This is a genomic window from Robiginitalea sp. SC105, assembly GCF_014243345.1.
Classification (GTDB): Bacteria; Bacteroidota; Bacteroidia; order Flavobacteriales; family Flavobacteriaceae; genus Robiginitalea.
The window spans coordinates 254,076-277,338 of the sequence record NZ_JACLZF010000001.1 but is presented as its reverse complement, the minus strand read 5'-3'; the positions used below and the strand labels follow the sequence as shown (position 1 = coordinate 277,338).

The window sequence follows — 23,263 nt, the reverse complement described above, 5'->3', positions numbered from 1 at the left end:
CGGGTCAGGAACGGGTGAGCTCCCCGGAATCCAATGCCTTCTCCAGGCGCGCCTCCACGGAAGGTATGAACCTGAAGAACTTGCCGCCGTCGGCGCGCCTCAGGGTTACCCAGGTGGAACCGTTGCGTTCCCTTTGGGATTCTACAACTACTTCCATGCCGTAGAGCGGTTTGTAATCTGCGATCGCCCCCCGCTTGATGATAAAATTCTTCCGGGGAAACGCGATGTAATCGTAGCCATTAGCGTCGGCTTTCCCAAGGATCAGGGTGCTTCCATCGCGTACTGTACTGCTTTGGGCGGTAGCGTTCAGCCCAAAGAAAGCCAGGGCCATAATTGTGAATATGAGATTTTTTGCCATGATTTTGTGAGTTATTGTTAATATCTGATCTGCTGAGTACAAATTTAGCAATATAATAGTATTACTATCGTTAAATAAGAGTTAAACTTTTAAATGTTGAAAGTTCTGCTATTATATTTGAACAAATTCCAGACTTATGGATGCACTGATTCGCAATATGGAAGTATCGATCAACCCCCGGCTCTACCTGAAAGACCCGCAGTCTACCCAACTGGGAAAACGGATCGTCAGCAATGGGATCGACATGATTTCGGCCATGGGGGTAGAACAGTTCAATTTCAAAAAACTGGGGGAGCAGATCGGCTCGAATGAAAGTTCCATTTACAGGTATTTCGAAAACAAGCACAAGTTTCTGATATATCTGTGTTCCTGGTACTGGGGATGGCTGGAACTCCGCCTCGTACAGGAGACGCATCGCATTACCGAACCGCTTGAATGTCTCAAACGGGGCATTGACACCCTTACGCGTCCCGTGGAAGCAGATGCATCCTACGGCCATATCGATGAGGTGGCCCTGCACGAAATCGTAGTGAATGAATATTCCAAACCGTTCCTGACCCGGGAAGTCGACCAGCAAAACCGGGAGGGATATTTTGAGATATACAAGCGCCTCGTGCATCGCCTGGCCGATATGATACGGGCCGTCAACCCGGAATACCCTTTTGCTGCCAGCCTCTCCAGTACGGTATTGGAGGGTTCGCTCCACCACTTTTTCCTGGAACAGCATTTTCCCTCCCTGACCGAACTGGAGGGGGTAAAAAACCACACCCTCTTTTTCAGGCAACTGGTACTGAGTGCAATTAACAAATAACCCGAGACGCGATCTATGTCGAAACAAATCATGAATACCTGGCAGCGCCTGATGGGCCTGCTGAGCCTCGAAAAAAAGGATATCCTCCAAATCTTTTACTACGCTGTCTTCGCCGGGTTGGTAAACCTTTCCCTCCCGCTGGGGATACAGGCCATCATCAACCTGATCCAGGGGGCGCAGGTCAGTACCTCCTGGATCGTGCTGGTGGTACTGGTAACCATTGGGGTGGTTTTTGTAGGGATCCTGCAACTCATGCAGATACGGATCATCGAAAACCTGCAGCAAAAGATATTTACCCGTTCGTCCTTCGAATTTGCCTATCGGTTCCCGAAGATCCGCATGAGCGAACTCACCCACTACTACCCGCCCGAACTGGCGAACCGGTTTTTTGATACGCTCACCGTGCAGAAATCCCTAGCCAAGATCCTGGTGGATTTCCCGGCGGCCATGTTGCAGATCATCCTGGGGCTGTTGCTGCTGTCCTTTTACCACCCCTTCTTTATCGCCTATGGCATCCTGCTGTTATTGCTGATGTACGGGGTTTTCCGGCTCACGGCCCGCAAGGGGCTGCAGACCAGCCTGGAGGAATCCCGACACAAATACCGCGTGGCGCACTGGATCCAGGAGGTTGCCCGCAGCATTGTCAGCTTTAAGCTTTCGGGGAAAACCTCCCTGGCGGTCGATAAGAACGACCACCTGGTGACCCGTTACCTGAAAGCCCGTGAAAGCCATTTCCGGATACTGGTTTTGCAGTTTATCCAGATGATCGGCTTCAAGGTGCTGGTCACTGCCGGGTTGTTGCTGATCGGGGGGCTGCTGGTACTCAACCAGCAGATGAACATAGGGCAGTTCGTGGCAGCCGAAATCATCATCCTGCTGGTCATCAATTCCGTGGAGAAACTGATCCTCGGGCTCGAGACCTTTTACGACCTGCTGACTTCCCTGGAGAAACTGGGTCAGGTGGTGGATAAGGAACTGGAACCCCTGGACGGGGATACCCCCTTCGGCGATGCCGAAAGCCTGGATGTGGAACTCCGGGATGTCACCTTCCACTCCGCGGATGGCAGGAAGGTAATCGTCGACAACCTGTCACTGCGGATAACACCAGGCAGCCGCATCCTTATAGAAGGTTGGGGGGGATCGGGCAAAACCACCCTGTTGCGCCTTATAACCGGGATCCTGCAACCCGATTCCGGGCAGATTTCCGTGAACAACGTGGCCCTGGACGGGGTATTGCTCAACCACTACCGGTCTCTGTTGGGGCAGTGCCTCCCGGAAGAGAGCCCGTTCGAAGGAACCCTGCTGGAGAACCTGACCTTTGGCAATACGGAAGTCCCAATGGAGCAGGTCTACTGGGCCCTGGAACACACCAGGCTGCTCGATTTTGTCAAGAACCTCCCCCAGGGGCTTAAAACGATCATCTATCCGGAGGGACGGCAAATCCCCTATGTCATCTCCCGCAAGATCGTCCTGGCGCGCAGCATCCTCAACAGGCCGAAGCTGCTGGTGCTGAAGGACCCGCTCGACCAGTTTGACGAGGAGGAAGCCCGGGGGATCATGGATTTCATATCCAGCCCGGAACACCCCTGGTCGCTGGTGGTGGTAAGCTCAAACGGCGCCTGGAAAAGGATCTCCAAACGCATTGTAAAAATGGAAGCCGGACGGCTTGTAAACGATTCTGACCCATGCTGAACATTACCGAAAACAAACTGAACAAGGAAGTAGACCTGAAGGTTTTCGAATCGGGACGTCTGGTATTCCACCACCGGCACTATAAGCACTTCAACCGGTTCCTGATGGCCTTTACGATCATCGGGCTGATCATCCTGTTCCTGCCGTGGACGCAGACGATCAACGGGAACGGGTACCTCACCACACTCACGCCGGACCAGCGGCCGCAGACGGTACAGTCGGCCATCCCCGGGCGGATTGAGAAATGGTATGTGCGCGAGGGGGATTTTGTGGAGGCCGGGGATACCATCCTGGTCATGTCGGAAGTGAAGGACGAATATTTTGACCCGCGCCTGGTCGACCGTACCCAGATGCAGATCGACGCGAAAAGCCGGTCGGTGGGTTCCTACCGGGAGAAGGTCCGGGCCCTCGAAGCCCAGATCGTGGCCCTGGGGCAGGAGCGGGGCCTGAAGCTCGAGCAGACCCGCAACAAACTGATGCAGGCCAACCTGAAGGTCAAGAGCGACAGCATCGACCTGGAAGCGGCACGTACGGGGATCCTCATCGCCCAACGGCAGTTTGACCGTACCAGTACGCTCGAGGACGAAGGCCTGAAAGCGGTCACGGACGTGGAAGAAAAGCGGTTGAAGCTGCAGGAGGCCCAGGCGAAACTGATCTCCGCCGAGAACAAGTTGCTCGCCAGCAAGAATGAGGTCCTCAATGCGCGCATGGAGGTAGGCCGGATTCAGGCGGAATACACCGACAAGATCTCCAAGGCCCAGAGCGACCTGTTTACGGCCCAGTCGGACCAGTTCGATACGGAGGCCCAGGTAACCAAGCTCGAAAACCAGTTCACCAATTACGAAAGGCGGCGGGACCTCAATGTGATCCGCGCGCCCCAGAACGGGTTTGTCAATAAGGCCATCCAATCCGGGATCGGCCAGACCTTCAAGGAAGGGGAGCAACTGGTGAGCATCATGCCCACCTCGGTAGACCTGGCAGTGGAAACCTATGTGGCCCCGATCGACCTGCCGCTGATCCACCTGGGCGAGAAGTTCCGCATCCAGTTCGACGGCTGGCCGGCAATCATCTTCAGCGGCTGGCCAAACGTGTCCTATGGTACATACGGGGGCGTGGTGGTCGCCATCGAGACAAATATCAGCCAGAACGGTAAGTACCGCATCCTGATCGCCCCCGATCCCGATGACCATCCGTGGCCGGCCCAGCTCCGCGTGGGCTCCGGGGCCTACAGCCTGGGGCTGCTCCAGGACGTGCCCATCTGGTTCGAACTTTGGAGGCAACTCAACGGATTCCCGCCAAATTACTATAACCCGAACGATACCGGGACTGCCAAATCCATGGAAAAACAATGAGGTACAAGGGAACATTCCTGGCGTTATTCCTCGGACTGACCGGTTTGTACGGACAGTCGGACAGCATTGTTCTGGGGTTCCGGGAGTATATTGCCCAGGTAAAACAGTTCCATCCGCTGGCAAGCCAGGCCCGGCTGGTCCTGGATGGGGGGGAGGCCGCCTTGCTGCAGGCACGGGGAGGATTTGACCCCAAACTGGAAGTGGACCTGGAGCGGAAGGAATTCAAGGGGTCGGAATACTATGACCGCCTGAATGCCACTTTTAAGATCCCTACCTGGTACGGGATAGAACTGAAAGGGGAGTTTGCCCAGAGCGACGGGGACTTCCTAAACCCGGCCGAAGCCCTGCCGGACGCGGGGCTCTACAGCGCGGGCGTCTCGGTATCCGTGGGCCGGGGCATCTGGATGGACAAGCGGATGGCCGTGCTGAAAAAGGCCCGTTTTTATCAGCAGCAGAGCCAGGCCGAGCAGGAGCTGCTGGTGAACGCCCTGCTTTTTGAGGCTTCCATTGCGTATTTCCAGTGGCTGCAGGCCTACCGGGACATGGGGGTTTATGAAGGCTTCGTCCGGAATGCCGGGGTACGCCTGGACGGGATCCGGCGCAGCGCCCTGGCCGGGGACCGGCCTACCATCGATACGGTGGAAGCGCGGATTGCCTACTCCAACCGCAGGCTGGGCCTTGAACAGGCCCGGGTTACGGTCAGGCAGGCAGCCCTGGAAGTCTCCACCTACCTTTGGCTGGAAGACGACCTGCCGGTTGAATTGCAGCCCTGGGTGACCCCCGAGCCCGCGCCCTCCCTGTCAGTGGACCTGGCCCTGGGCCTGGAAGAGGATCTTGCAGAAAGCTGGGACCTGGAAACTCACCCGAAACTCCGGTCCCTGGAGTATAAAATGGAGGCGCTGGATGTGGAACGTCGCCTGAAGGCCAGTCAGTTGCTTCCCGAGCTGGACCTGGAATACAATTTCCTAACCGAGACCCCCGAGTTGTTGAACTCCTTCGACACCGGGCAGTACAAAGGCGGCCTCCGCTTCAGCATGCCGCTTTTCCTCAGGAAAGAACGGGGGGAGCTCAAACTGGCCAAACTGCAGCTCAGGGATGTGGAACTCGAAAGGATCAGTGCAGGGGTGGGTATCCGCAACAAGGTTTTGGGTATCTTCACCGAACTGGAATCCTTTGAGACCCAGAACAGCCTGATCCGCGATATTGTAAATGACTACAGCCAGCTGCTCCGGGCGGAGGAACGAAAGTTTGAGTTCGGGGAGAGTTCGCTCTTTTTGATCAATAGCCGCGAGCGGGCCCTGATCGATGCGCGCCTCAAAGCAAACGAAGTGGAGAATAAATTTTTGTCGGCCAAGGCAAAGCTTTTCCAGGCCCTGGCGCTCAACCAGGGGGAACCCGAAACACCACGACCATGACCGACAACACCAAAGCAATAATCAACGCCATCAAGGATACGGGCTACATCGTGCTGGGGATTGCCTCAGCCGCATTTGGCCTGGAAGGCTTCCTGCTGCCCAACCGGTTTATCGATGGCGGGGCTACGGGTATCTCCCTGCTGATATCGGGGATAACCGACATTCCCCTGGCCATCCTGATTGTCGTAGTCAACATCCCCTTCCTCATTTTTGGCTACCGGGTGGTCGGACGCGGTTTTGTAGTCCGCGCCGCCCTGGCCATCCTGGGCCTGGCCGGCTGCCTGGCGCTGTTTGAATTCCCCGAAGTGACTGACGACCCGCTGCTCGTCTCGGTATTCGGCGGATTTTTCCTGGGGGCAGGTATCGGTTTGTCCATACGCGGAGGGGGCGTGCTGGACGGCACGGAGGTACTGGCAATTTTCCTGAGCAAGAAGCTCCGGGTAAAGATCGGGGACGTGATTATCCTGATCAATCTCCTTATATTCGTGGCGGCTGCCTACCTGCTTTCCTTTGAGGTTGCCCTGTACTCCATGCTCACCTACCTGGCGGCATCGAAAACTCTTGACTTTGTCGTTGACGGGATTGAAGAGTACCACGGGGTGACGGTCATCTCCGAGCAAAGCGAAGCCATCCGCCACATGCTGATCGAAAAACTCGGGAGGGGGGTCACCCTCCTCCCTGCCCGCGGGGGCTACCGGGTAAGCGGGGTCCACCAGTCCTACGAAGCTGTCTTTACCGTAATTACCAGGCTGGAGATCAGCCGGCTCTACCGGGAACTGGAGCGGATTGACCCCGGCGCCTTTGTGGTGATGCACCGGATCAGCGATACCCGGGGCGGGATGATCAAAAAGCGGCGTTTGTAAGGAATCCGGCCGGATCCCGGCCAAGGTCCCGATGAATATGCAAGAAAAACACCAGCAGCAAGCCAATTGTGAAATAGATGCCCCACCGGGCCTACCCGGGTTGCTGGCCCGGGCCCTGGACGGTGCCGTGGGATATGGGGCCTACCGGGAGGCCGTGGGCCGGATGGCGGAAAAGGGGGAAACCTCCGGTGCAGTTCCCAGCGAGGCGAACGTCCAGTATACGCGCCTGAACCACCAGCGGATGAACCGGTGGGACAAAACCCTAAGGCTCGACCCCGAAATCAACAAGGCAGTGTCCCGGGTTTCCCAACCCCTGACCTGGCTGGTGCTTACCGAAAGCTGGTGCGGGGATGCAGCCCCGGTGCTGCCTGTAATGCACGCCATTGCACGGCAAATACCTTCCCTGGATTTGCGGATCGCCTCCCGGGACGGAAACCCCGAATTGATGGAGCATTTCCGCACCGATGGGGCGCTTTCCATCCCGAAGCTCATCGCCTTCGACCCGGAAAGCCTGGAGGTGGGCGGGTGCTGGGGGCCGCGTCCGGCGGAAGCAAAGGAGCTGGTCAGGGCCTATAAGGCAAAGCATGGGAAATTGACCCCGGAATTCCGGGAATCGCTTCAAATGTGGTACAACAGGGACAAGGGCCGGTCAATAGCCCGGGAATTGGCGGGGATCTTATTTGCCGACGAATAAATAGGTGATCGTGCCTTTCTGCTCCTCGCGGGAAGCGCTGCTGAAACGGGCCCGCAGGGCATATTGGATGGCATTTTCTACCAGGCACCCATTGGAGGTCGAGGAGCTGCTGGCATTGAAGGATGCATCCACCACGTACCCCGAGCGGTCTACCTCAATGTTTACCACTACCTTGCCGCCTTCGATACAGGTATAGATTGGCGGTGGCAGGTCATAGGCATTCCGGTCGATCAGGGAATAAGATATGGAAGTGCGTTTGTCCTTCAGGTAATTCGTGTATTCCTTTTTCTCGGCTTCTTTTTCGCCCAGCAACTCTTCAGACTCCTGACGCTTCTTTGCGAGTTCCCGCAAACTGCTGGAAAATTCCTCGCTGTCCTCGCCTAATCCGGCTTCCGATTCGGAATCAGACTGTGCCTGCCGTTCTTCGAGTATTTCCTGAAGGGTTTTCAGGGGTTCGGGGTTGCCAAAACTGGGTTTGGCGGTTTCGTTGAAGGCCATGTGGCTCTTGATGGCCTCCTGGGGGGTCTGCTTGGCGGGCTCATCTTCCTCAAACAGGGTTTCGAGGTCCTCCTCGTCAAGGCTCATCTCAATGACGTATTCCTCGGCCTCTCCACTGCCCAGATGAATGTTGAACAACGTCAATACCACGATGCCCAGCGTAAAGCCGGTAATCAGTAGCGCCAGTTGACTGCGGTTCAAATTCATATTGCTATAACCTTTTTTTCGGCAATTTATTTTATTTGGCCGGGTTGCCTACCCCATAAACCGGGTCATATTTCAAACCCTTTTTCGCGGAATGCCTGCCGGAATGCATCCGGCGTCCGGGCTATATCTACGGAATACGGACCTATTTTGGTTCTTTTCAGGGCCGAAAGATAGGCCCCGGATCCAAGGTGCTGCCCAAAATCGTGGGCCAGGGACCGGATGTAAGTGCCTTTGCTGCACCGTACCCGGAAATCCACCTCAGGCAGTTCCACCCGGGTCAGTTCAAATAACCCGATATGCACGGTCCTGGAGGGGATTTCCACCTCTTCGCCCGCACGGGCATACTCATAAAGCCTTTTCCCGTCTTTTTTCAGGGCGGAAAAAACCGGGGGTTGCTGGCGGATTTCACCCGTGAACGCCTCCGTCGCACGATGCAGGGCTTCTTCCGTCAGGTGGTTGGTGGGATAGTTGCCTTCGGGCGGGGTTTCCAGATCGTAGGAGGCCGTGACCGCCCCAAAGCGGATGGTGCCCGTATATTCCTTGGGCATCCCCTGTAAGTCGGCAATTTGTTTGGTGGCCTTCCCCGTACAGATCAGTAGCAGGCCGGTGGCCAGCGGATCCAGGGTCCCGGCGTGGCCAACTTTTATTTTTTTGAGGGAAAAGGCGCGGCGCAATGTCCACCTTACCGCATTGAGGGCCTGGAAAGACGACCATTCATACGGTTTGTCGATAAGCAGGATCTGCCCGCTCAGATAGGGTTCCTTGGTAAATTCCAAAACAGGTATTCTTTGGGGTGCCGCATCAGCCGGCAAGCCAGGTACCGGCCACGATGGCGAGGAGCCCGGCTAACAGGCAATATACGGCAAAATAGGTTAGTTTGCTGTTGCGCACCAGGCGGATCATCCAGGTGCAGGCCAGCAGACCGGAAACAAAGGCAGCTGCAAAACCCGCAGCCACGGGGAGCGCATTGCCGTTTTCAAACACCAGTTCCCCGTCCAGGAGGTCCTTGGCAATCTTCCCGAGGATCAGGGGAACCACCATAAGGAAAGAGAAGCGGGCAGCCCTGGCTTTGTCGACCCCCAGCAGGACACTGGTTGCAATGGTCGCGCCGCTACGTGAAATACCGGGGAGCAGGGCAACAGCCTGGGCAATGCCGATCACAAAGGAATCGACAAAGGACACCGGCCGGTCCGTCCTCCGGGCCCGGTCGGCCAGGAATAGGAGCAGGGCCGTAAAGAGGAGCATGCACCCTACAAAAACGATATTCCCGCCAAAAAACAGTTCGAGTTCCTCTTCCAGAAACAGGCCGATCAGGGCTGCAGGGATCATGGACAGTACGATTTTAAGGGAAAAACGGGTGGATTCGTTGTCCTGGAACCGGAACAGGTCGCCCAGGATGCGGCCGACATCTTTCCGGTATACCACCAGGGTGCTCAGTGCAGTGGCAAAGTGCAGGACCACCGTGAACAATAGGCTTTCCTCAGGCACGGACTTGTCGCCCAGGAGGGCCTTGCCCAACTCCAGGTGGCCGCTGGAGGAGACCGGCAGGAATTCCGTCAGGCCCTGGATGATTCCCAGCAGGATGGCATCGATTAATTCCAAGGATCCTAGTTGGATTTATTCTTGTGGGGGTTGGCGAGGATCGCGTAGACCTGTATGCCCAGCCCGATCAGCACCAGGGTCGGTGCCAGGCGGATGCGGCGGAAGCTGAAGATTTCCGGGTTAAAGACATTCGGGTCGTTACTGCCACCGCCCGACATCAGGATGTACCCCAGGGCGATGAAACCAATGCCGATGAACATGAGTATATAGTTGCGTTTCTGGAAGATGAATTCCCGCTTCGGCTTCTGATTGTCGGGAGTTTTGGTCTTTTTACTCATGGCGCAAAGGTAGTGAACTTAGTAATATAAATCGTCCGTACGCAGATTCAGGAACCGCTGGGTGGCAAAGAAGGTGCTGATCCCCGCGATGAAGATCCCCAGCAGGAAAACCGAGCCGAAAAGCAGGCCCAGTTGGGCGGGGTCGTCCAGGAGCCCGAGTTCCGGGAAGTTGTTGTCCAGGTATACCAGCAGCCCGTAAAGGGCCAGCAGGGCGATCAGCGCGCCCAGCAAGCCGAGTTTCACGCTGGTAGCGATAAATGGTTTCCGGATAAAGGCCTTGGTCGCCCCTACCATTTGCATGGTCTTGATGATAAAGCGTTTGGAGTAGATCGAAAGCCGGATGGAGGAATTGATCAGCAGGACCGCAATCAGGGTGAATACGGCCGAGGCCACCAGGATCCCCAGGCCGATGCGCTGTACATTTTCGCTGAGCAGTTCGATGGTGGGCCGGTCGTAGCTCACCTCCTCCACGAAGGATTTTTCACCTATGTCCGCCGCGATGGAATCGATTTGTACCGGGGACACATAAGCCGCATTCAGATGGACGTCAATGGAATTCTTCAGCGGGTTATACCCCAGAAATTCCATGAAATTCTCCCCGATTTCCTCGCTGTGCTGCTCGGCGGCCTCTTCCTTGGAGACATAGACCGCGGACTTGGTGTAGTCGGCCATTACCAGGCTTTTCTGTAACTGGTCTATTTCGACCTGCTTGGCCGAATCCCTGAAGAATACGGAAATGGTGATCTGCTCCTTGAAGTGGTCGCCGAGCTTTTTGGTGTTCAGCACCAGCAGGCCCAGGATCCCCAGCAGGAACAGGACCAGCCCGATACTGAGGGTAACCGAGAAATAGGAGGAAATCAGCTTCCGTTTCTGGTAGCGTTCAAAAGACTTGCCCATACGTCATTCACAATGCAAACCGGCCCCGGGCTATGGCATATCCCGCATATTGCAGGTTTGCGGGATACCCGCGCAGGCCCCGTCCAAGTTCTCCGTAAAAATAGGAAAGTAAACGGATTCCCCTTATTTTTGCGCAAATTAATAAACGGGGCAGCCGCCCCGTGAGGATTACCCTGAAACATGCAGTACAACTTCAAGGAAATTGAGTCCAGGTGGCAGCAGTACTGGGCGGAAAACAAAACCTTCCAGGCCGAATTCCCCTCCGAAAAACCCAAATTCTATACACTGACCATGTTTCCGTACCCGTCGGGGGCTGGCCTGCACGTAGGCCACCCGCTGGGATACATTGCCTGCGATATCTACGCCCGGTTCAAAAGGCACCAGGGGTTCAATGTACTGCAGCCCATGGGGTATGATTCCTTTGGCCTGCCCGCCGAACAATACGCCATACAGACCGGGCAGCACCCGGCCGTCACCACCGAGGCCAATATCAACCGGTACCGGGAACAACTCGACGAGCTGGGCTTCTCCTACGACTGGAGCCGGGAAGTACGTACCTCCGACCCCGCCTATTACCGCTGGACCCAATGGGTGTTCATGCAACTTTTCGATTCCTGGTACAACCGGGATACCGACCGGGCGGAGCCGCTGCACACCCTGGTCGAAAAATTTGAGGCCGGGGGCAATGCGGGGATCAGGGCAGCCTGCGACGCGGATACGCCCGATTTTTCCGCGGCCCGGTGGAAATCACTCTCCGAAGCCGAAAAGCAGCGCCTCCTCCTGAAGTACCGCCTGACCTACCTCGCGGAGGCCGAGGTCAACTGGTGCCCGGAACTCGGGACGGTGCTGGCGAACGATGAGGTGGTCAACGGGGTTTCGGAACGGGGCGGGTTCCCCGTGGTACGGAAAAAAATGACCCAGTGGATGATGCGCATCACCGCCTATGCGCAGCGGTTGCTCGACGGCCTGGACCAGATAGACTGGCCGCAGCCGCTCAAGGATGCCCAGACCAACTGGATCGGCCGTTCCGTCGGCGCCTCGGTTACCTTCCGCACGGTGCCAGATGCCCACCAGCAGGAATCCTTCGACATCGAGGTGTTCACCACCCGGCCGGATACGATTTTCGGGGTGAGCTTCATGACCCTTGCCCCCGAGCACGACCTGGTTTCCAAAATCACCACCCCGGGGCAGCAGGAGCAGGTGTCCGCCTACGTGGAGGCGACTTCCCGCCGCTCGGAAAGGGAGCGGATGGCCGATGTAAAAACGGTGTCTGGCGTATTTACCGGCGCATATGCCTCCCACCCGCTTACCGGGGAGAAGGTGCCCGTCTGGATCGGGGACTACGTGCTGGCCGGCTACGGAACGGGTGCGGTGATGGCGGTTCCCTGCGGGGACCAGCGGGATTATGATTTTGCAAAGCAGTTCGGGATCCCGATCCCGAATATTTTCGAGGGTGTTTCCATTGAGGAGGAGGCCTTTGAGGACAAGGCCGGTGCTGTGATTGCGAATTCGGATTTCATCTCCGGCCTGGGGCAGGAAGCGGCGGCCCGAAAGGTGATTGAAGCCCTGGAAGCCAAAGGCCTCGGCAGGGGGACCATCAACTACCGCCTCCGCGATGCGGTGTTCAGCAGGCAGCGCTACTGGGGGGAACCCTTCCCGGTTTATTACGACACCGATGGGTTGCCCCGTTTGTTGCCGGAGCATTGCCTGCCACTGGAGTTGCCGGAAGTAGAAAAGTACCTGCCCACCGAAACCGGGGAGCCTCCATTGGGGAATGCCTTGAAATGGGCCTGGGACACCAAAAATGAAGCGGTGGTGGATAATTCCCGGATTGACCGGCAAACCGTATTCCCCCTGGAGCTCAATACCATGCCGGGCTGGGCGGGCAGTTCCCAGTATTTCAACCGGTACATGGACCCGGGCAATTCACACGCCCTGGTCTCCGAAGCAGCTATTGGATACTGGAAGGATGTGGACCTGTATATCGGGGGCAGCGAGCACGCAACGGGCCACCTGCTGTACTCCCGTTTCTGGCAGAAATTCCTGTTCGACCGGGGTTGGTTGCCCACTGACGAATACGCGCGAAAACTCATCAACCAGGGGATGATTCTGGGGACGAGTGCGGTGATGTATCGCCGGAGCGGCACCCAGACCTATCTGAGCAAAGGCCTGGCTGCCGGCGAGGACACCGATGCGATCCGGGTGGATGTCAGCCTGGTTAGCCCATCGGATGAACTGGACCTGGAAGGCCTTAAAAAATGGCAGCCCCAATTTGAGGAGTGTGAATTCCTCCGGGAGAATGGCGGGTTTTATGTGGGCCGGGAAGTCGAAAAAATGTCCAAATCCAAATACAACGTCGTCAACCCGGACGATATCTGCGAGGAATACGGGGCCGATGCCCTGCGCATGTACGAAATGTTCCTGGGGCCCCTGGAGCAGTCCAAGCCATGGAACACGGCAGGCCTCAGTGGGGTATACGGGTTCCTTAAAAAATTCTGGCGCCTCTTCCACCAGGGCCCGGACCGCACCTTTGAGGTGCTCGACGGGAATCCTGCAAAAACCGATTTGAAAACGCTACACAAGACCATTAAGAAGGTGACCGAGGACATCGAGGCCTTTTCCTTTAATACCTCGGTTTCCACCTTTATGATCTGCGTCAACGAACTCACCGCGAGCAACTGCCGGGACCGCGCCATCCTGGAGCCCCTGGTGGTACTCATCGAGCCCTATGCCCCCCATATAGCGGAGGAGCTCTGGCAAAAGCTCGGGCATACCGGATCGGTTGCCCGGGAGCCTTACCCTGTCTATGAGCAGCAATACCTCGTGGAGAGCAGCAAGGAATACCCGATTTCTTTCAACGGGAAAATGCGCTTTACCATGGAACTCCCCCTGGACATGAGCCGGGAAGAGATCGAGGCGGCCGTCCTGGCCCATGAGAAAACCCGGCAGCAACTCGGAGGCCGCACCCCCAAAAAGGTGATCGTGGTGCCGGGGAAGATTGTGAATATCGTAGGATAGGAAGTCCACGGCCCTAAGGCGGGATTCCGGGAATTTCCCGGTAGACGCCTCAAACTCTTCGGTTCAGTCCCTGAAATTCCTTCCTGGGAACCAGGCCCCCTTCGCTTTTGGCTCACTTGCCATCCCTTTCCGGTTCAAAGTAACCGGATGCCGACAGCGCCCCGGACAGGCATTGCCATGTCTCAATCGAAAGGCCAAACGGGCACGGGACTTTTTGCTCGGGAGCCAGAATCACCTGCAGATAGTCAGGGGGGGGGTATACTTTAAAAAACTTCATTATAAGGCAATCACCCCCTATAAAAATAGGGGTATAAGTAGATATTATACTTTAATTTAAAGTTATACCCCTGCATTTTATCGATTTTTAGATATCAGGTAAAAAAATTTAATCCATCTTTGCCTTGTATCATCAAAACCAGCGACAAATGATTATTGGCATTCCAAAAGAGATTAAGAACAACGAAAGCCGGGTGGGCATGACCCCTGCCGGCGTCATGGAAATGGTCCATAACGGCCATACGGTGCATGTGCAGTCCGGGGCCGGATTCGGGAGTGGCTTCTCCGATGAGGATTACAAAAAGGTCGGGGCGCATATCCTGGACACCATTGGTCAGGTGTACACGCTCAGCGAAATGATTGTCAAGGTAAAGGAACCCATACGCGAGGAATACGCGATGGTGCAGAAAGGGCAGATTGTGTTTACCTACTTCCATTTTGCGTCCAGCCAGCGCCTTACCCAGGCCATGATCGACAGCCGTGCGGTCTGTATTGCCTACGAAACGGTCGAGGATTCAGACGGGACCCTCCCACTGCTCACCCCCATGTCGGAGGTGGCGGGACGGATGGCGATCCAACAGGGTGCCAAGTACCTCGAAAAACCTAAAAAGGGCAGGGGAGTGTTGCTCGGTGGCGTCCCAGGAGTACCCCCGGGCCGGGTACTGGTGCTGGGCGCCGGAACCGTGGGGATACAGGCAGCCAAAATGGCAGCGGGACTGGGCGCCCACGTTACGATACTCGATGTCAACATGAAACGGCTCCGCTATGTGAACGATGTCATGCCCAGTCATGTGGTGACCGAATATTCCAACGAATACAACATCCGCAAACACGTCCGCACCCATGACCTCATTGTGGGCGGGGTGCTTATAAAAGGAGGGCGTGCCCCCAAGCTCATCACCAGGGATATGCTCAAGACCATGCATCCCGGGACGGTAATCGTCGATGTGGCCGTAGACCAGGGGGGCTGCGTGGAAACCACCAAACCCACCACCCATGAGAACCCGATATACATCATAGACGACGTAGTCCACTACTGCGTGGCCAACATGCCGGGGGCAGTACCTTACACCTCCACCCTCGCCCTTACCAACGTCACCCTGCCTTATGCGCTGAATATTGCCAACAAGGGCTGGGAGGCGGCCTGTTCGGAAGATGCTTCCCTCAAAAGAGGGCTGAACATCGTCGACGGACGGGTAGTGTATTCGGAAATCAGCGAGGCGTTTGACCTGAGTGCGCGTATCCTGGTCTGACAGTACAATCTGTCAGGTATGTCCAGAAAAGGAGTTAGAAAGCGGGAATCCGGCGGGTATGGCCGGATTTTTGCTGTATATGTACTATTTTAATACGCAAAAAAGAGTTGAATTATGATGGGATACTATATTCTGATCGGTGCCATTGCCCTGGTGAGCTGGCTGGTCAGCAGCCGTTTAAAATCCAAATTCCGCCATTATTCCAAGGTGCATCTCCGCAATGGGATGAGCGGGGCCGAAATAGCCGAGAAAATGCTCTCGGACCATGGGATCCGAGACGTTAAGGTAGTAAGTGCTGCCGGCATGCTCACGGACCATTACAACCCTGTCAAGAAAACCGTTAACCTCAGCGAAGGGGTCTACAACCAGCGCAACGCGGCCGCCGCTGCCGTGGCAGCCCACGAATGCGGGCACGCTGTGCAGCATGCACAGGCCTATGAGTGGCTAACCCTACGCTCCAAACTGGTGCCGGTGGTTAGTGTAACCTCAGGCCTTTCCATGTGGGTTGTTTTCGGCGGCCTGATCCTGGGCGCTGCCTCGGGGTCCGGGCTTGGATACTACGTGGCTGTGGCGGGCCTGATCATGATGGGCCTGGCCACCCTGTTCAGTTTTATCACCCTGCCGGTGGAGTACGATGCCAGCAACCGGGCCCTGGCCTGGCTGAAACAAAAGAATGTGGTTACCCCGGAGGAATACAAGGGGTCCGAAGATGCCCTCAAGTGGGCAGCCCGCACCTATCTGGTGGCGGCCATAGGATCTTTGGCAACGCTTGTATACTGGGGGTTACAGGTATTAGGCGGCAGGGATTGACCTCGGTCAAATACTGATCTGCCGATCGATTTGCTGATCCAGCGAAATGAAGGTCTCCGTTCGGGATACCCCTTCAATTTGCTGGATTTTTTTATTGAGCAGGTGCATCAGGTGTTCATTGTCCCGGCATAATACCTTGATGAGGATGGACCAGTTGCCTGTGGTATAGTGGCATTCCAGTACTTCCGGGATCTTTTCGAGTTCCTTTACGGCATAGGGGTTGCTCATGGCCTTATCCAGGAAGATGCCGATATAGGCCATGGTCGTATACCCGAGGACTTTCGGGTTGATGACGAATTTGGACCCGGTGAGCAGGCCCGATTTTTCGAGTTTCCTGAGCCGCTGGTGGATGGCAGCGCCTGATATGCCAATATTCCGGGCAATTTCAAGGATGGGTTTACGCGCATCTTCCATCAGGTAGCGCAGGATCTTTTTGTCGATCCCGTCTATTTGCAGGTTCCCTTGAATGTTCTTCATGCGCTGTTAGGTTGATAGGAACTTAAATATACCATAAAATCGCGTATGCCTAGCTGGCCACCGAATCCGGGTTATATCCCAGATAGGGCACCTCGTATTCCCGGAACGCGATACCGTTCTGCGCGAGTTCCTCCAGTACCGGCTCGTATATTTCAGGGTCCCTGGGGATCTGCACCCCGGCTTTCCGGTACTTTCCCTCCAGGATCAGCAGGGTGGCCATGGCAACGGGCAAGCCAACCGTTTTGGCCATTGCCGTAAGCCGCCTGTTTTCGCCGACCACCACCATATTGGAGTCAAGCTGGTATTTGCGCTCGCCCACCTGGTAGCCGAATTTGTGGTACATCACGATCATATCCCGGTCCTCGGGGCCCAGGGTCCAGCTGGCTTCCAGGATTTCCTGCAGGATCTGGGCCGGGGTGGCATTATCCTGCTGAACGAGGCGCTCCCTGTCGAACAGGTGGATCTCCAGCAGCTTGCCCCAGATGATGTCGTCCTGGTCGATCTTCAGGTAATGGCGGAGTTTCAATTCCACGGAATCGGTAGGGGAATAAGGCAGGAAAAGGTTGGTAAAGTCCCGGTAGGACATGCCCCGGGAATTTTCAATATGGTAGCTGTCGTCCGTCATGCCCAGTTGCACGAAGATGTTCCAGGCCCGGGAGAAACCCACACGGCGCATGGTGCCCCGGTACAGGGTCAGCGCATCCTGCAGGCCGTAGGCTTCGCGGTAACTGAGGGAGTCCCGGTTGGCGTAGGCCTCGAACGTCCCGTAACCTTCAATTTCCAGGAATTCCGTACGGCGGAACAATTTATGGTAGGGGATGTATTTATAGGTGCCTTCCTGCTTGAATTTCGCGGCGCCTCCCTGTCCGGCAACCACCACGTTGCGGGGGTTCCAGGTAAACTTATAGTTCCAGAGGTTGGTATCGCTCTGGGGGGAGACAAGCCCGCCCGTAAAGGATTCGAACAACAGGATTTTACCCCCGTCAGCCTTGATGCGGTCGATCACCTGCATGGCGCTCATGTGGTCGATGCCGGGGTCCAGTCCGATTTCGTTCATAAAGATCAGGCCCTTTTCCCGCACCTGCGGATCGAGTTTGCGCATTTCAGCACTGATATAGGAGGCGGTCACCAGGTTTTTCCCGAATTCCAGGCAATCCCGGGCCACCTCGATATGGAGGGAGGCCGGAAGCATGGAAATCACGATGTCCGATTGGCGGACGGCCTCCCGCCGCGAAGGGGCATCGGAAATATCCAATTTTGTAATTTCGGTATGGGGATGGCCGGTGACCTCTTCGGGAAGCTGGTCCGGTTGTTTGTCGGCAATGACCAGCAACAGGTCTTTTTCAGGTGCCTTCCGGAGCAGGTAATGCAGCAGGTAGGACGTCGATTTTCCGGCCCCTACGATCAGGATGCGTTTTGGCATGGGAATCTGTTTGGAGTTTGCGAGATACGAAGGTATCAAATTGTTACATTTGTAAGGAAATAGGAGGATATAGTTGTGAACAAAACAATTGTGATGACGGCAGTGGCCTTTGGGGGATCCGCAGTGGCCCTGGGGGCCCTGGGCGCCCACGGCCTGAAGGAGCAACTGGAACCGGAGGCACTCGAAAGTTTCCGCACCGGGGTGCAGTACCAGATGTACCACGCCCTCTTCCTGTTGTTTTTAGGGCTGGAAAAGACCCTCGATCCACGGAGCCGGAAGCGTGTTTTCGGCCTGGTGGTCACCGGCATCCTTTGTTTTTCCTTTTCGATTTACTTTTTGAGCACCGCCGGCCTGACCGGGTGGGATCTCAGCGCCATCGGATGGATCACCCCCCTGGGAGGGGTATTGCTAATTTCCGGGTGGGGCTACCTGCTATACCGTATTTTCCGGTCAAAGGGCAGATAATTTTTCTGCCGTCGCCGGGTCATCGTACCTTTGCAGCGGATTAAACAACCTAAAATTCAGTTTTATGAGCACATCCACCTCGCGAACGAAATCGATTTCGTTAAAAGCGTATGGAATTGGATCGGATACTGTCCATTATCAATTACCGCCGGAGGACCTGCACCGAATTACCATCGAAAAGGGCATGGGACGGGAAGCAGATTCCGGGGCCCTGGCGGTGGAAACCGGGGAGTTCACCGGGCGTTCCCCCAAGGACCGCTTTATCGTCAGGGACGATATTACCCGGGACCGGGTCTGGTGGGGGAATATCAATATCCCGTTTGAGCCGGATGCCTTCGACCGCCTGTACGACAAGGTGGTTGCCTACCTGGGCGACAAGGAAGTCTACGTGCGGGATTGCTTTGCCTGCGCAGACCCCGAATACCGGATGGGAATCCGGGTGGTCAATGAATACCCCTGGTCCAACCTGTTTGTCTACAACATGTTTATCCGCCCTACCGCGTCGGAGCTCTCCGGTTTTGATCCCGATTGGACGGTTATCAATGCGCCTGGCTTCCTGGCCGATCCCGGGGTGGACGGTACGCGGCAGCACAATTTTGCCATCCTGAACTTCAGCCGGAAGATTGCCCTGATCGGCGGTACCGGCTACACAGGGGAAATCAAAAAGGGGATTTTCTCTGCCCTGAATTTCATCCTGCCGGTCTTTAAGGACACGCTGCCCATGCACTGTTCCGCCAATGTGGGGGAGTCGGGGGAAACCGCCATCTTCTTTGGCCTCTCAGGCACCGGGAAGACCACGCTTTCCACGGATCCCACGCGCCGGCTGGTGGGGGATGACGAACACGGATGGACCCCCGATGACCGGATTTTCAATTTCGAGGGCGGGTGCTATGCGAAGGTGATCAACCTTTCTTCGGAGAACGAACCTGAAATCTACGACGCCATACGGGAAGGGGCCCTGCTGGAGAACGTGGTCCTGGACCGGGACGGGGCGGTCGATTATTCGGATACGCGCATTACCCAGAATACGCGCGTAAGCTATCCGCTAACCCATATTGAAAACCGGCAGGACCCCTCCATTGGCAAGAATCCGAAACACATATTCTTCCTGACCGCAGACGCCTTTGGCGTTATCCCGCCGATTTCGCGACTCACCCCGGCCCAGGCAGCCTACCACTTTATCTCCGGGTATACGGCCAAGGTGGCGGGGACCGAAGCAGGCGTGGATGAGCCCGTGCCTTCGTTCTCGGCGTGTTTCGGGGCTCCCTTCATGCCCTTGCACCCTACGGTGTATGCCGAGATGCTGAGCCGGAAGATGCAGGAAGCGGGGACCAACGTCTGGCTGGTCAATACCGGCTGGACAGGCGGGCCATACGGGGTGGGTACCCGCATGAAGCTGAAATATACCCGGGCGATGATCCACGCGGCACTCAGCGGAAAGCTGGGGCTCTACACTTACGATAAATATCACATCCATTCGGTTTTCGGGGTGGCACAACCAAGGGAATGCCCGGGTGTGCCCACCCAGGTCCTCAGCCCGAGGGCGACCTGGAACGACGACAAGGCCTATTACACCATGGCCTTCAAGCTCACCAATGCGTTCCGGGAGAATTTCAGGAAGTTCGAGGAGTACGCCACGGAGGAAATACGGAGGGGAGGCCCCCAGCGCTATGCGTTCTAAATAAAAAAGCTGCCTGTAGGGGCAGCTTTTTTTTGAACTGTAAATTTAATTTCAGGGACCGCTGAGCCACAAAGGGTTTGCAGGGGCCCGCAACCGGGTTATTTTTTGTTGACGTCGTTGATGTACTTCTGAAGCGCCATGGTCATGGAGGGGGTTTCCGGGGTGGGCGCTTTGATGTCGATGCGCAGGCCAGCCTCGGTGGCAGCGTTGATGGTCGAATTCCCGAATACGGCTATCCGCGTATTGTTCTGCTCAAAATCGGGGAAGTTCTTCAGCAGGGACTCAATTCCCGAAGGGCTGAAAAATACCAGGATATCGTAGTATACATTGCGGAGGTCCGACAAATCGCTGATCACGGTGCGGTAGAAGATCCCGCGGGTCCAGTTGATGCCCGCCTGCTCCAGGGTCTCCGGGACCTGGGGCTTCAACACGTCCGACGAAGGCAGCAGGTAGACCTCGTCCTTGTACTTTTTGAACAGGGGCAACAGGTCTACAAAATTCCGTTTACCTACATAGATCTTCCGTTTCCGGTAAACGACGTATTTCTGCAGGTAGTAGGCAACGGCTTCCGACTGGCAGAAATATTTCATCGTGTCCGGCACCTTGAAGCGCATTTCCTCCGCAATACGGAAAAAATGGTCCACCGAGTTCCGGCTGGTCAGGATGATCGCCGAGTATTTCGAGATATCGATTTTCTGCTGGCGGACGGTCTTGGCATCCACCCCTTCCACGTGGATAAACGGTCTGAAATCTACTTTGACTTTTTCCTTTTCAATAAGCCTGGAATACGGGCTGTTCTCCATTTTTGGTTCCGGTTGTGAAACCAGAATCGTCTTTACCTTCATAGAATCAAGCTTTTAGCGCTACTGAAATGATCAGAAAGGGAGCAATTTCAAGTGCGCAAAGGTACAAAATAAAATAGAAAAAATGCGATGCAATCTCCTTTTGATGAATTTTCAGCACGGTAATCCAGCCGATGGCATTGATGGCCAAAAGCAGGAAAACCCCTACCCCGGCGACGACCCGGGAACCCGGAAGCAGATAAGTCAGCAACAGGTTGGCGGTAAAGATTAGCAGGGCGCTGTAATTCAGGTAGCTGAGCTTGCTGAAAACCATGGAGGCCGCGAGTTTCTCCGAACTGAAGATGTATCCCCCCAGGAGCTGTATCCCGATTTTCAGGAACGTAAAAGCCAGCAAGCCCCCGAGGATCACCGGAAAAAGGAACAGGGTCCCCCACCGGCCTTCCCCGGCAAACGCCAGCCCTCCGAGGTAGATAAAAAGCGCCAGGTTCAGTACCTGGAAAATGCTGAGCGCGATATGGAAACCGCTGACCAGCCTCCCTTTCTTATTGTAGAGCACCACATATTTGTTGTTGAAGGGGAGGATTATGAAGTTTTCGAACTTGTTGAAGAACATGCCCCTGGAAAAAACCAGGCAAACCAGGGCCAGTAAGAGGATCCCCGTAATCCAGTCATTCGAAGCGATATACCGGTCAATAGCCTCCATCATTCCGAGATTTTCTGGGTATTTCCGTTGAGCCCGAAAATCAGTCCGGGAACGGTGACTGCCGCCCGGATATAGACTGGCCGTTCCCCGGTCTCGGGGAACCGGAACCGGAACTGCAGGCTGTCTGCGGGCGACAGGTCCCCGGGCAACACCTCTCCCGTCCCGGGCCGCACCTGGATGACCCGTTGGGTTTCCTTGTACCCGTCCATGATAACGATCCCGAATTTGAGATCCTGCAGCGGCACGGGTTTCTGGTATGGGTTGTACAGCCAGAACGTGCCCTCTTCCCCGCTGGGATAGCTGTTTTCCGGCCGGGTCCCAGCCCGCAATTTTCGGTAGGAGGTGAATTGATCGATAAACCAGCCGTACTTCTTTTTCCCCGATTGGTCCAGGTAATAATCTGTAGATTCCATATCCACCACGGGGATGAAGAATACGCGTTTCCCCTGTACGATGCTTTCCGAATCGTCAATAGAGTACTGGTTTTTCCGGTACCAGGCATTATTGAGGCTGAAAGATGGCGCCCCGGAATAGAATTGATACATGGAAGCCTGCCGGTAGGAATTTTCAAAAACCACGGGGGCGCCACCGGCAGTCTGCTGGAGGCTGGAAACCCAGGCTTTGTTCCCGTGGGCCTCGAAAGGTACCGGGAAAAGGGGCTCATAGACCAGGCCTACCCGAAGGAAAAGCAATATTACCACATTGGCCATGGAGGCACGCACCACCCACTTCCGTATCTGCGGTCGGTTCAGAAGGGTCTCCCCGACCAGCACGGCCATCGGGATGCAGGCGGCGATGAGCCACTGGGTTTGAACCCTCCTCTGGAAGCTCGATACAAAGAAAAACAGGAGGATGCCCCACGCGACATATTTCAGGGCGCGCCGGAACGGGTCTGCCGTGCGGTATTGCCACAGGCTTTTGTATACCCAGGGGAACGTCAGCCCGAACAGGGCGATGAGGTTCAGGAAATAACCCGCAGTGAATTTGGTAAAACTATAAGGCTGGTTGGGCCGTTCAAAAAGGTGGTAGCGCACCGAGATGAATTCCTGCTGGTAGAGCCAGGCCAGGTGCGGCAGGTAACAAACCAGGGAAACGCAAAGGGCCAGCCAGGCATGACCGGATCGCAGCAACCGCAGGTTGGACAGCAGGACAAAGAGGATGACCAGGGCTGCGTGGTATTTGCTGTACATCAGGGCAGCCATGACGATTCCCAGCAACAGGGCCGCCGGAATCCCGGGCTTTTGCAGGAAATGCCTGTAGGCCAGCAGGAAAAGGGCGGTGAAAAACAAAAGTGGGGTATCCGGCAGGCTCAGGAAGCCATAGGCGTGAAGTAACGTGATGGAGGTAATCCAAAGGAAGAGGGAAACGGGATATTTATTCCTGTCCGGGTTGTCGATCAGGATCCAGATGAGCGCCACCGTTGCTGTTCCCAGCAAGGCGCTGATCAGTCGCACCCCCAATTCCCCTTCGAAAAGCGCACTGCCCAGGCCAATCATCCAGGCTACCATGGGCGGGTGGTCAAAATAGCCCCAGGAGAGGTCCTTCGCATAGTACCAGTAGTACGCCTCGTCGTACAACAACTCCGTAAAGGCAGCCTGTACGAGATTGAGGAGTAAAAGACACCCGACTAAAGCCAGTAGTATCCTGGGAAAACGTTGGTTCATCGGCGTTGGCGTTGGGCCAAAGT

At 55.8% G+C, this 23,263-nt stretch carries 22 protein-coding genes; 11 read left to right on the top strand and 11 right to left on the bottom strand.

Annotated elements, in window-relative coordinates; all coding sequences use genetic code 11:
- Positions 1-4: 4 nt before the first annotated feature.
- Positions 5-358, bottom strand: coding sequence for a hypothetical protein (locus H7F20_RS01180; protein ID WP_185784321.1), 354 nt, complete (start codon positions 356-358; stop codon positions 5-7).
- A 136-nt stretch (positions 359-494) separates the two neighbouring features.
- Here H7F20_RS01180 and H7F20_RS01175 point away from each other — a divergent pair, with 136 nt between their 5' ends.
- The 6 genes from H7F20_RS01175 to H7F20_RS01150 are packed head-to-tail and all read left to right on the top strand — an operon-like array spanning position 495 to position 7,185.
- Entirely contained in the window at positions 495-1,169 is a 675-nt protein-coding gene (locus H7F20_RS01175; protein WP_185784320.1) for a TetR/AcrR family transcriptional regulator, read from the top strand.
- A gap of 15 nt (positions 1,170-1,184) precedes the next feature.
- Positions 1,185-2,861 (top strand): peptidase domain-containing ABC transporter, encoded by a 1,677-nt coding sequence (locus tag H7F20_RS01170; protein ID WP_185784319.1) that lies wholly within the window; start codon positions 1,185-1,187, stop codon positions 2,859-2,861.
- Complete coding sequence (locus H7F20_RS01165; protein ID WP_185784318.1) at positions 2,855-4,213, top strand: HlyD family secretion protein; 1,359 nt, start codon at positions 2,855-2,857, stop codon at positions 4,211-4,213. Before H7F20_RS01170 ends, H7F20_RS01165 begins: the two co-directional genes overlap by 7 nt.
- A complete protein-coding gene (locus H7F20_RS01160) occupies positions 4,210-5,628 on the top strand; it encodes a TolC family protein (protein WP_185784317.1) in 1,419 nt (472 codons plus the stop codon). Before H7F20_RS01165 ends, H7F20_RS01160 begins: the two co-directional genes overlap by 4 nt.
- Positions 5,625-6,491, top strand: coding sequence for a YitT family protein (locus H7F20_RS01155; RefSeq protein ID WP_185784316.1), 867 nt, complete (start codon positions 5,625-5,627; stop codon positions 6,489-6,491). Before H7F20_RS01160 ends, H7F20_RS01155 begins: the two co-directional genes overlap by 4 nt.
- Positions 6,492-6,528: 37 nt before the next feature.
- Positions 6,529-7,185 (top strand): thioredoxin family protein, encoded by a 657-nt coding sequence (locus H7F20_RS01150; RefSeq protein WP_185784315.1) that lies wholly within the window; start codon positions 6,529-6,531, stop codon positions 7,183-7,185.
- Here the strand turns inward: H7F20_RS01150 and H7F20_RS01145 are convergent.
- The 5 genes from H7F20_RS01145 to H7F20_RS01125 all read right to left on the bottom strand — a co-directional run bounded on the left by H7F20_RS01145 (position 7,168) and on the right by H7F20_RS01125 (position 10,667).
- Positions 7,168-7,890 (bottom strand): hypothetical protein, encoded by a 723-nt coding sequence (locus H7F20_RS01145; RefSeq protein ID WP_185784314.1) that lies wholly within the window; start codon positions 7,888-7,890, stop codon positions 7,168-7,170. The genes H7F20_RS01150 and H7F20_RS01145 overlap by 18 nt on opposite strands.
- Before the next feature lie 65 nt (positions 7,891-7,955).
- Entirely contained in the window at positions 7,956-8,666 is a 711-nt protein-coding gene (gene truB / locus H7F20_RS01140; protein ID WP_185784313.1) for a tRNA pseudouridine(55) synthase TruB, read from the bottom strand.
- A gap of 25 nt (positions 8,667-8,691) precedes the next feature.
- Positions 8,692-9,492: an undecaprenyl-diphosphate phosphatase gene (locus H7F20_RS01135; protein ID WP_185784312.1), complete on the bottom strand. Its 801-nt coding sequence runs from the start codon at positions 9,490-9,492 to the stop codon at positions 8,692-8,694.
- Positions 9,493-9,497: 5 nt separating this feature from the next.
- A complete protein-coding gene (locus H7F20_RS01130) occupies positions 9,498-9,770 on the bottom strand; it encodes a DUF3098 domain-containing protein (protein WP_185784311.1) in 273 nt (90 codons plus the stop codon).
- A gap of 18 nt (positions 9,771-9,788) precedes the next feature.
- Entirely contained in the window at positions 9,789-10,667 is an 879-nt protein-coding gene (locus tag H7F20_RS01125; protein ID WP_185784310.1) for an ABC transporter permease, read from the bottom strand.
- Positions 10,668-10,847: 180 nt separating this feature from the next.
- Here H7F20_RS01125 and leuS point away from each other — a divergent pair, with 180 nt between their 5' ends.
- The 3 genes from leuS to H7F20_RS01110 all read left to right on the top strand — a co-directional run bounded on the left by leuS (position 10,848) and on the right by H7F20_RS01110 (position 16,024).
- On the top strand, positions 10,848-13,685 hold the full coding sequence (leuS, locus tag H7F20_RS01120; RefSeq protein ID WP_185784309.1) for a leucine--tRNA ligase: 2,838 nt from the start codon (positions 10,848-10,850) through the stop codon (positions 13,683-13,685).
- Between the two features lie 425 nt (positions 13,686-14,110).
- Positions 14,111-15,214 (top strand): alanine dehydrogenase, encoded by a 1,104-nt coding sequence (gene ald, locus H7F20_RS01115; RefSeq protein WP_185784308.1) that lies wholly within the window; start codon positions 14,111-14,113, stop codon positions 15,212-15,214.
- A 114-nt stretch (positions 15,215-15,328) separates the two neighbouring features.
- Positions 15,329-16,024 carry a zinc metallopeptidase gene (locus H7F20_RS01110; protein ID WP_185784307.1) on the top strand — a complete coding sequence of 232 codons (696 nt, stop codon included), beginning with the start codon at positions 15,329-15,331 and terminating at the stop codon, positions 16,022-16,024.
- Positions 16,025-16,030: 6 nt separating this feature from the next.
- On the opposite strand, the gene H7F20_RS01105 is transcribed toward H7F20_RS01110, so the two are convergent.
- Entirely contained in the window at positions 16,031-16,501 is a 471-nt protein-coding gene (locus H7F20_RS01105) for an Lrp/AsnC ligand binding domain-containing protein (RefSeq protein ID WP_185784306.1), read from the bottom strand.
- A 49-nt stretch (positions 16,502-16,550) separates the two neighbouring features.
- Positions 16,551-17,924, bottom strand: coding sequence for a saccharopine dehydrogenase family protein (locus H7F20_RS01100; RefSeq protein ID WP_185784305.1), 1,374 nt, complete (start codon positions 17,922-17,924; stop codon positions 16,551-16,553).
- Positions 17,925-17,999: 75 nt separating this feature from the next.
- Here H7F20_RS01100 and H7F20_RS01095 point away from each other — a divergent pair, with 75 nt between their 5' ends.
- On the top strand, positions 18,000-18,389 hold the full coding sequence (locus tag H7F20_RS01095) for a DUF423 domain-containing protein (RefSeq protein WP_185784304.1): 390 nt from the start codon (positions 18,000-18,002) through the stop codon (positions 18,387-18,389).
- Positions 18,390-18,453: 64 nt separating this feature from the next.
- Positions 18,454-20,070, top strand: a complete 1,617-nt coding sequence (gene pckA / locus H7F20_RS01090; protein WP_185784303.1) for a phosphoenolpyruvate carboxykinase (ATP) — start codon at positions 18,454-18,456, stop codon at positions 20,068-20,070.
- Positions 20,071-20,168: 98 nt separating this feature from the next.
- Here the strand turns inward: pckA and H7F20_RS01085 are convergent, their stop codons facing one another.
- The 3 genes from H7F20_RS01085 to H7F20_RS01075 are packed head-to-tail and all read right to left on the bottom strand — an operon-like array spanning position 20,169 to position 23,240.
- The gene (locus H7F20_RS01085) at positions 20,169-20,915 is read right to left on the bottom strand and encodes a uroporphyrinogen-III synthase (RefSeq protein ID WP_185784302.1); all 747 of its coding nucleotides are present in this window, start codon (positions 20,913-20,915) and stop codon (positions 20,169-20,171) included.
- Positions 20,916-20,919: 4 nt separating this feature from the next.
- The gene (locus H7F20_RS01080; RefSeq protein ID WP_255443942.1) at positions 20,920-21,579 is read right to left on the bottom strand and encodes a DUF4271 domain-containing protein; all 660 of its coding nucleotides are present in this window, start codon (positions 21,577-21,579) and stop codon (positions 20,920-20,922) included.
- Positions 21,576-23,240, bottom strand: a complete 1,665-nt coding sequence (locus H7F20_RS01075; protein WP_185784301.1) for a glycosyltransferase family 39 protein — start codon at positions 23,238-23,240, stop codon at positions 21,576-21,578. The genes H7F20_RS01080 and H7F20_RS01075 overlap by 4 nt, the downstream gene beginning before the upstream one ends.
- Positions 23,241-23,263: the final 23 nt, after the last annotated feature.

Coding starts and splice junctions, on each gene's coding strand:
- H7F20_RS01180 (WP_185784321.1), bottom strand. CDS start 358: ATGGCAAAAAATCTCATATTCACAATTATGGCCCTGGCTTTCTTTGGG.
- H7F20_RS01175 (WP_185784320.1), top strand. CDS start 495: ATGGATGCACTGATTCGCAATATGGAAGTATCGATCAACCCCCGGCTC.
- H7F20_RS01170 (WP_185784319.1), top strand. CDS start 1,185: ATGTCGAAACAAATCATGAATACCTGGCAGCGCCTGATGGGCCTGCTG.
- H7F20_RS01165 (WP_185784318.1), top strand. CDS start 2,855: ATGCTGAACATTACCGAAAACAAACTGAACAAGGAAGTAGACCTGAAG.
- H7F20_RS01160 (WP_185784317.1), top strand. CDS start 4,210: ATGAGGTACAAGGGAACATTCCTGGCGTTATTCCTCGGACTGACCGGT.
- H7F20_RS01155 (WP_185784316.1), top strand. CDS start 5,625: ATGACCGACAACACCAAAGCAATAATCAACGCCATCAAGGATACGGGC.
- H7F20_RS01150 (WP_185784315.1), top strand. CDS start 6,529: ATGCAAGAAAAACACCAGCAGCAAGCCAATTGTGAAATAGATGCCCCA.
- H7F20_RS01145 (WP_185784314.1), bottom strand. CDS start 7,890: ATGAATTTGAACCGCAGTCAACTGGCGCTACTGATTACCGGCTTTACG.
- H7F20_RS01130 (WP_185784311.1), bottom strand. CDS start 9,770: ATGAGTAAAAAGACCAAAACTCCCGACAATCAGAAGCCGAAGCGGGAA.
- H7F20_RS01125 (WP_185784310.1), bottom strand. CDS start 10,667: ATGGGCAAGTCTTTTGAACGCTACCAGAAACGGAAGCTGATTTCCTCC.
- leuS (WP_185784309.1), top strand. CDS start 10,848: ATGCAGTACAACTTCAAGGAAATTGAGTCCAGGTGGCAGCAGTACTGG.
- ald (WP_185784308.1), top strand. CDS start 14,111: ATGATTATTGGCATTCCAAAAGAGATTAAGAACAACGAAAGCCGGGTG.
- H7F20_RS01110 (WP_185784307.1), top strand. CDS start 15,329: ATGATGGGATACTATATTCTGATCGGTGCCATTGCCCTGGTGAGCTGG.
- H7F20_RS01105 (WP_185784306.1), bottom strand. CDS start 16,501: ATGAAGAACATTCAAGGGAACCTGCAAATAGACGGGATCGACAAAAAG.
- H7F20_RS01100 (WP_185784305.1), bottom strand. CDS start 17,924: ATGCCAAAACGCATCCTGATCGTAGGGGCCGGAAAATCGACGTCCTAC.
- pckA (WP_185784303.1), top strand. CDS start 18,454: ATGAGCACATCCACCTCGCGAACGAAATCGATTTCGTTAAAAGCGTAT.
- H7F20_RS01085 (WP_185784302.1), bottom strand. CDS start 20,915: ATGAAGGTAAAGACGATTCTGGTTTCACAACCGGAACCAAAAATGGAG.
- H7F20_RS01080 (WP_255443942.1), bottom strand. CDS start 21,579: ATGATGGAGGCTATTGACCGGTATATCGCTTCGAATGACTGGATTACG.
- H7F20_RS01075 (WP_185784301.1), bottom strand. CDS start 23,240: ATGAACCAACGTTTTCCCAGGATACTACTGGCTTTAGTCGGGTGTCTT.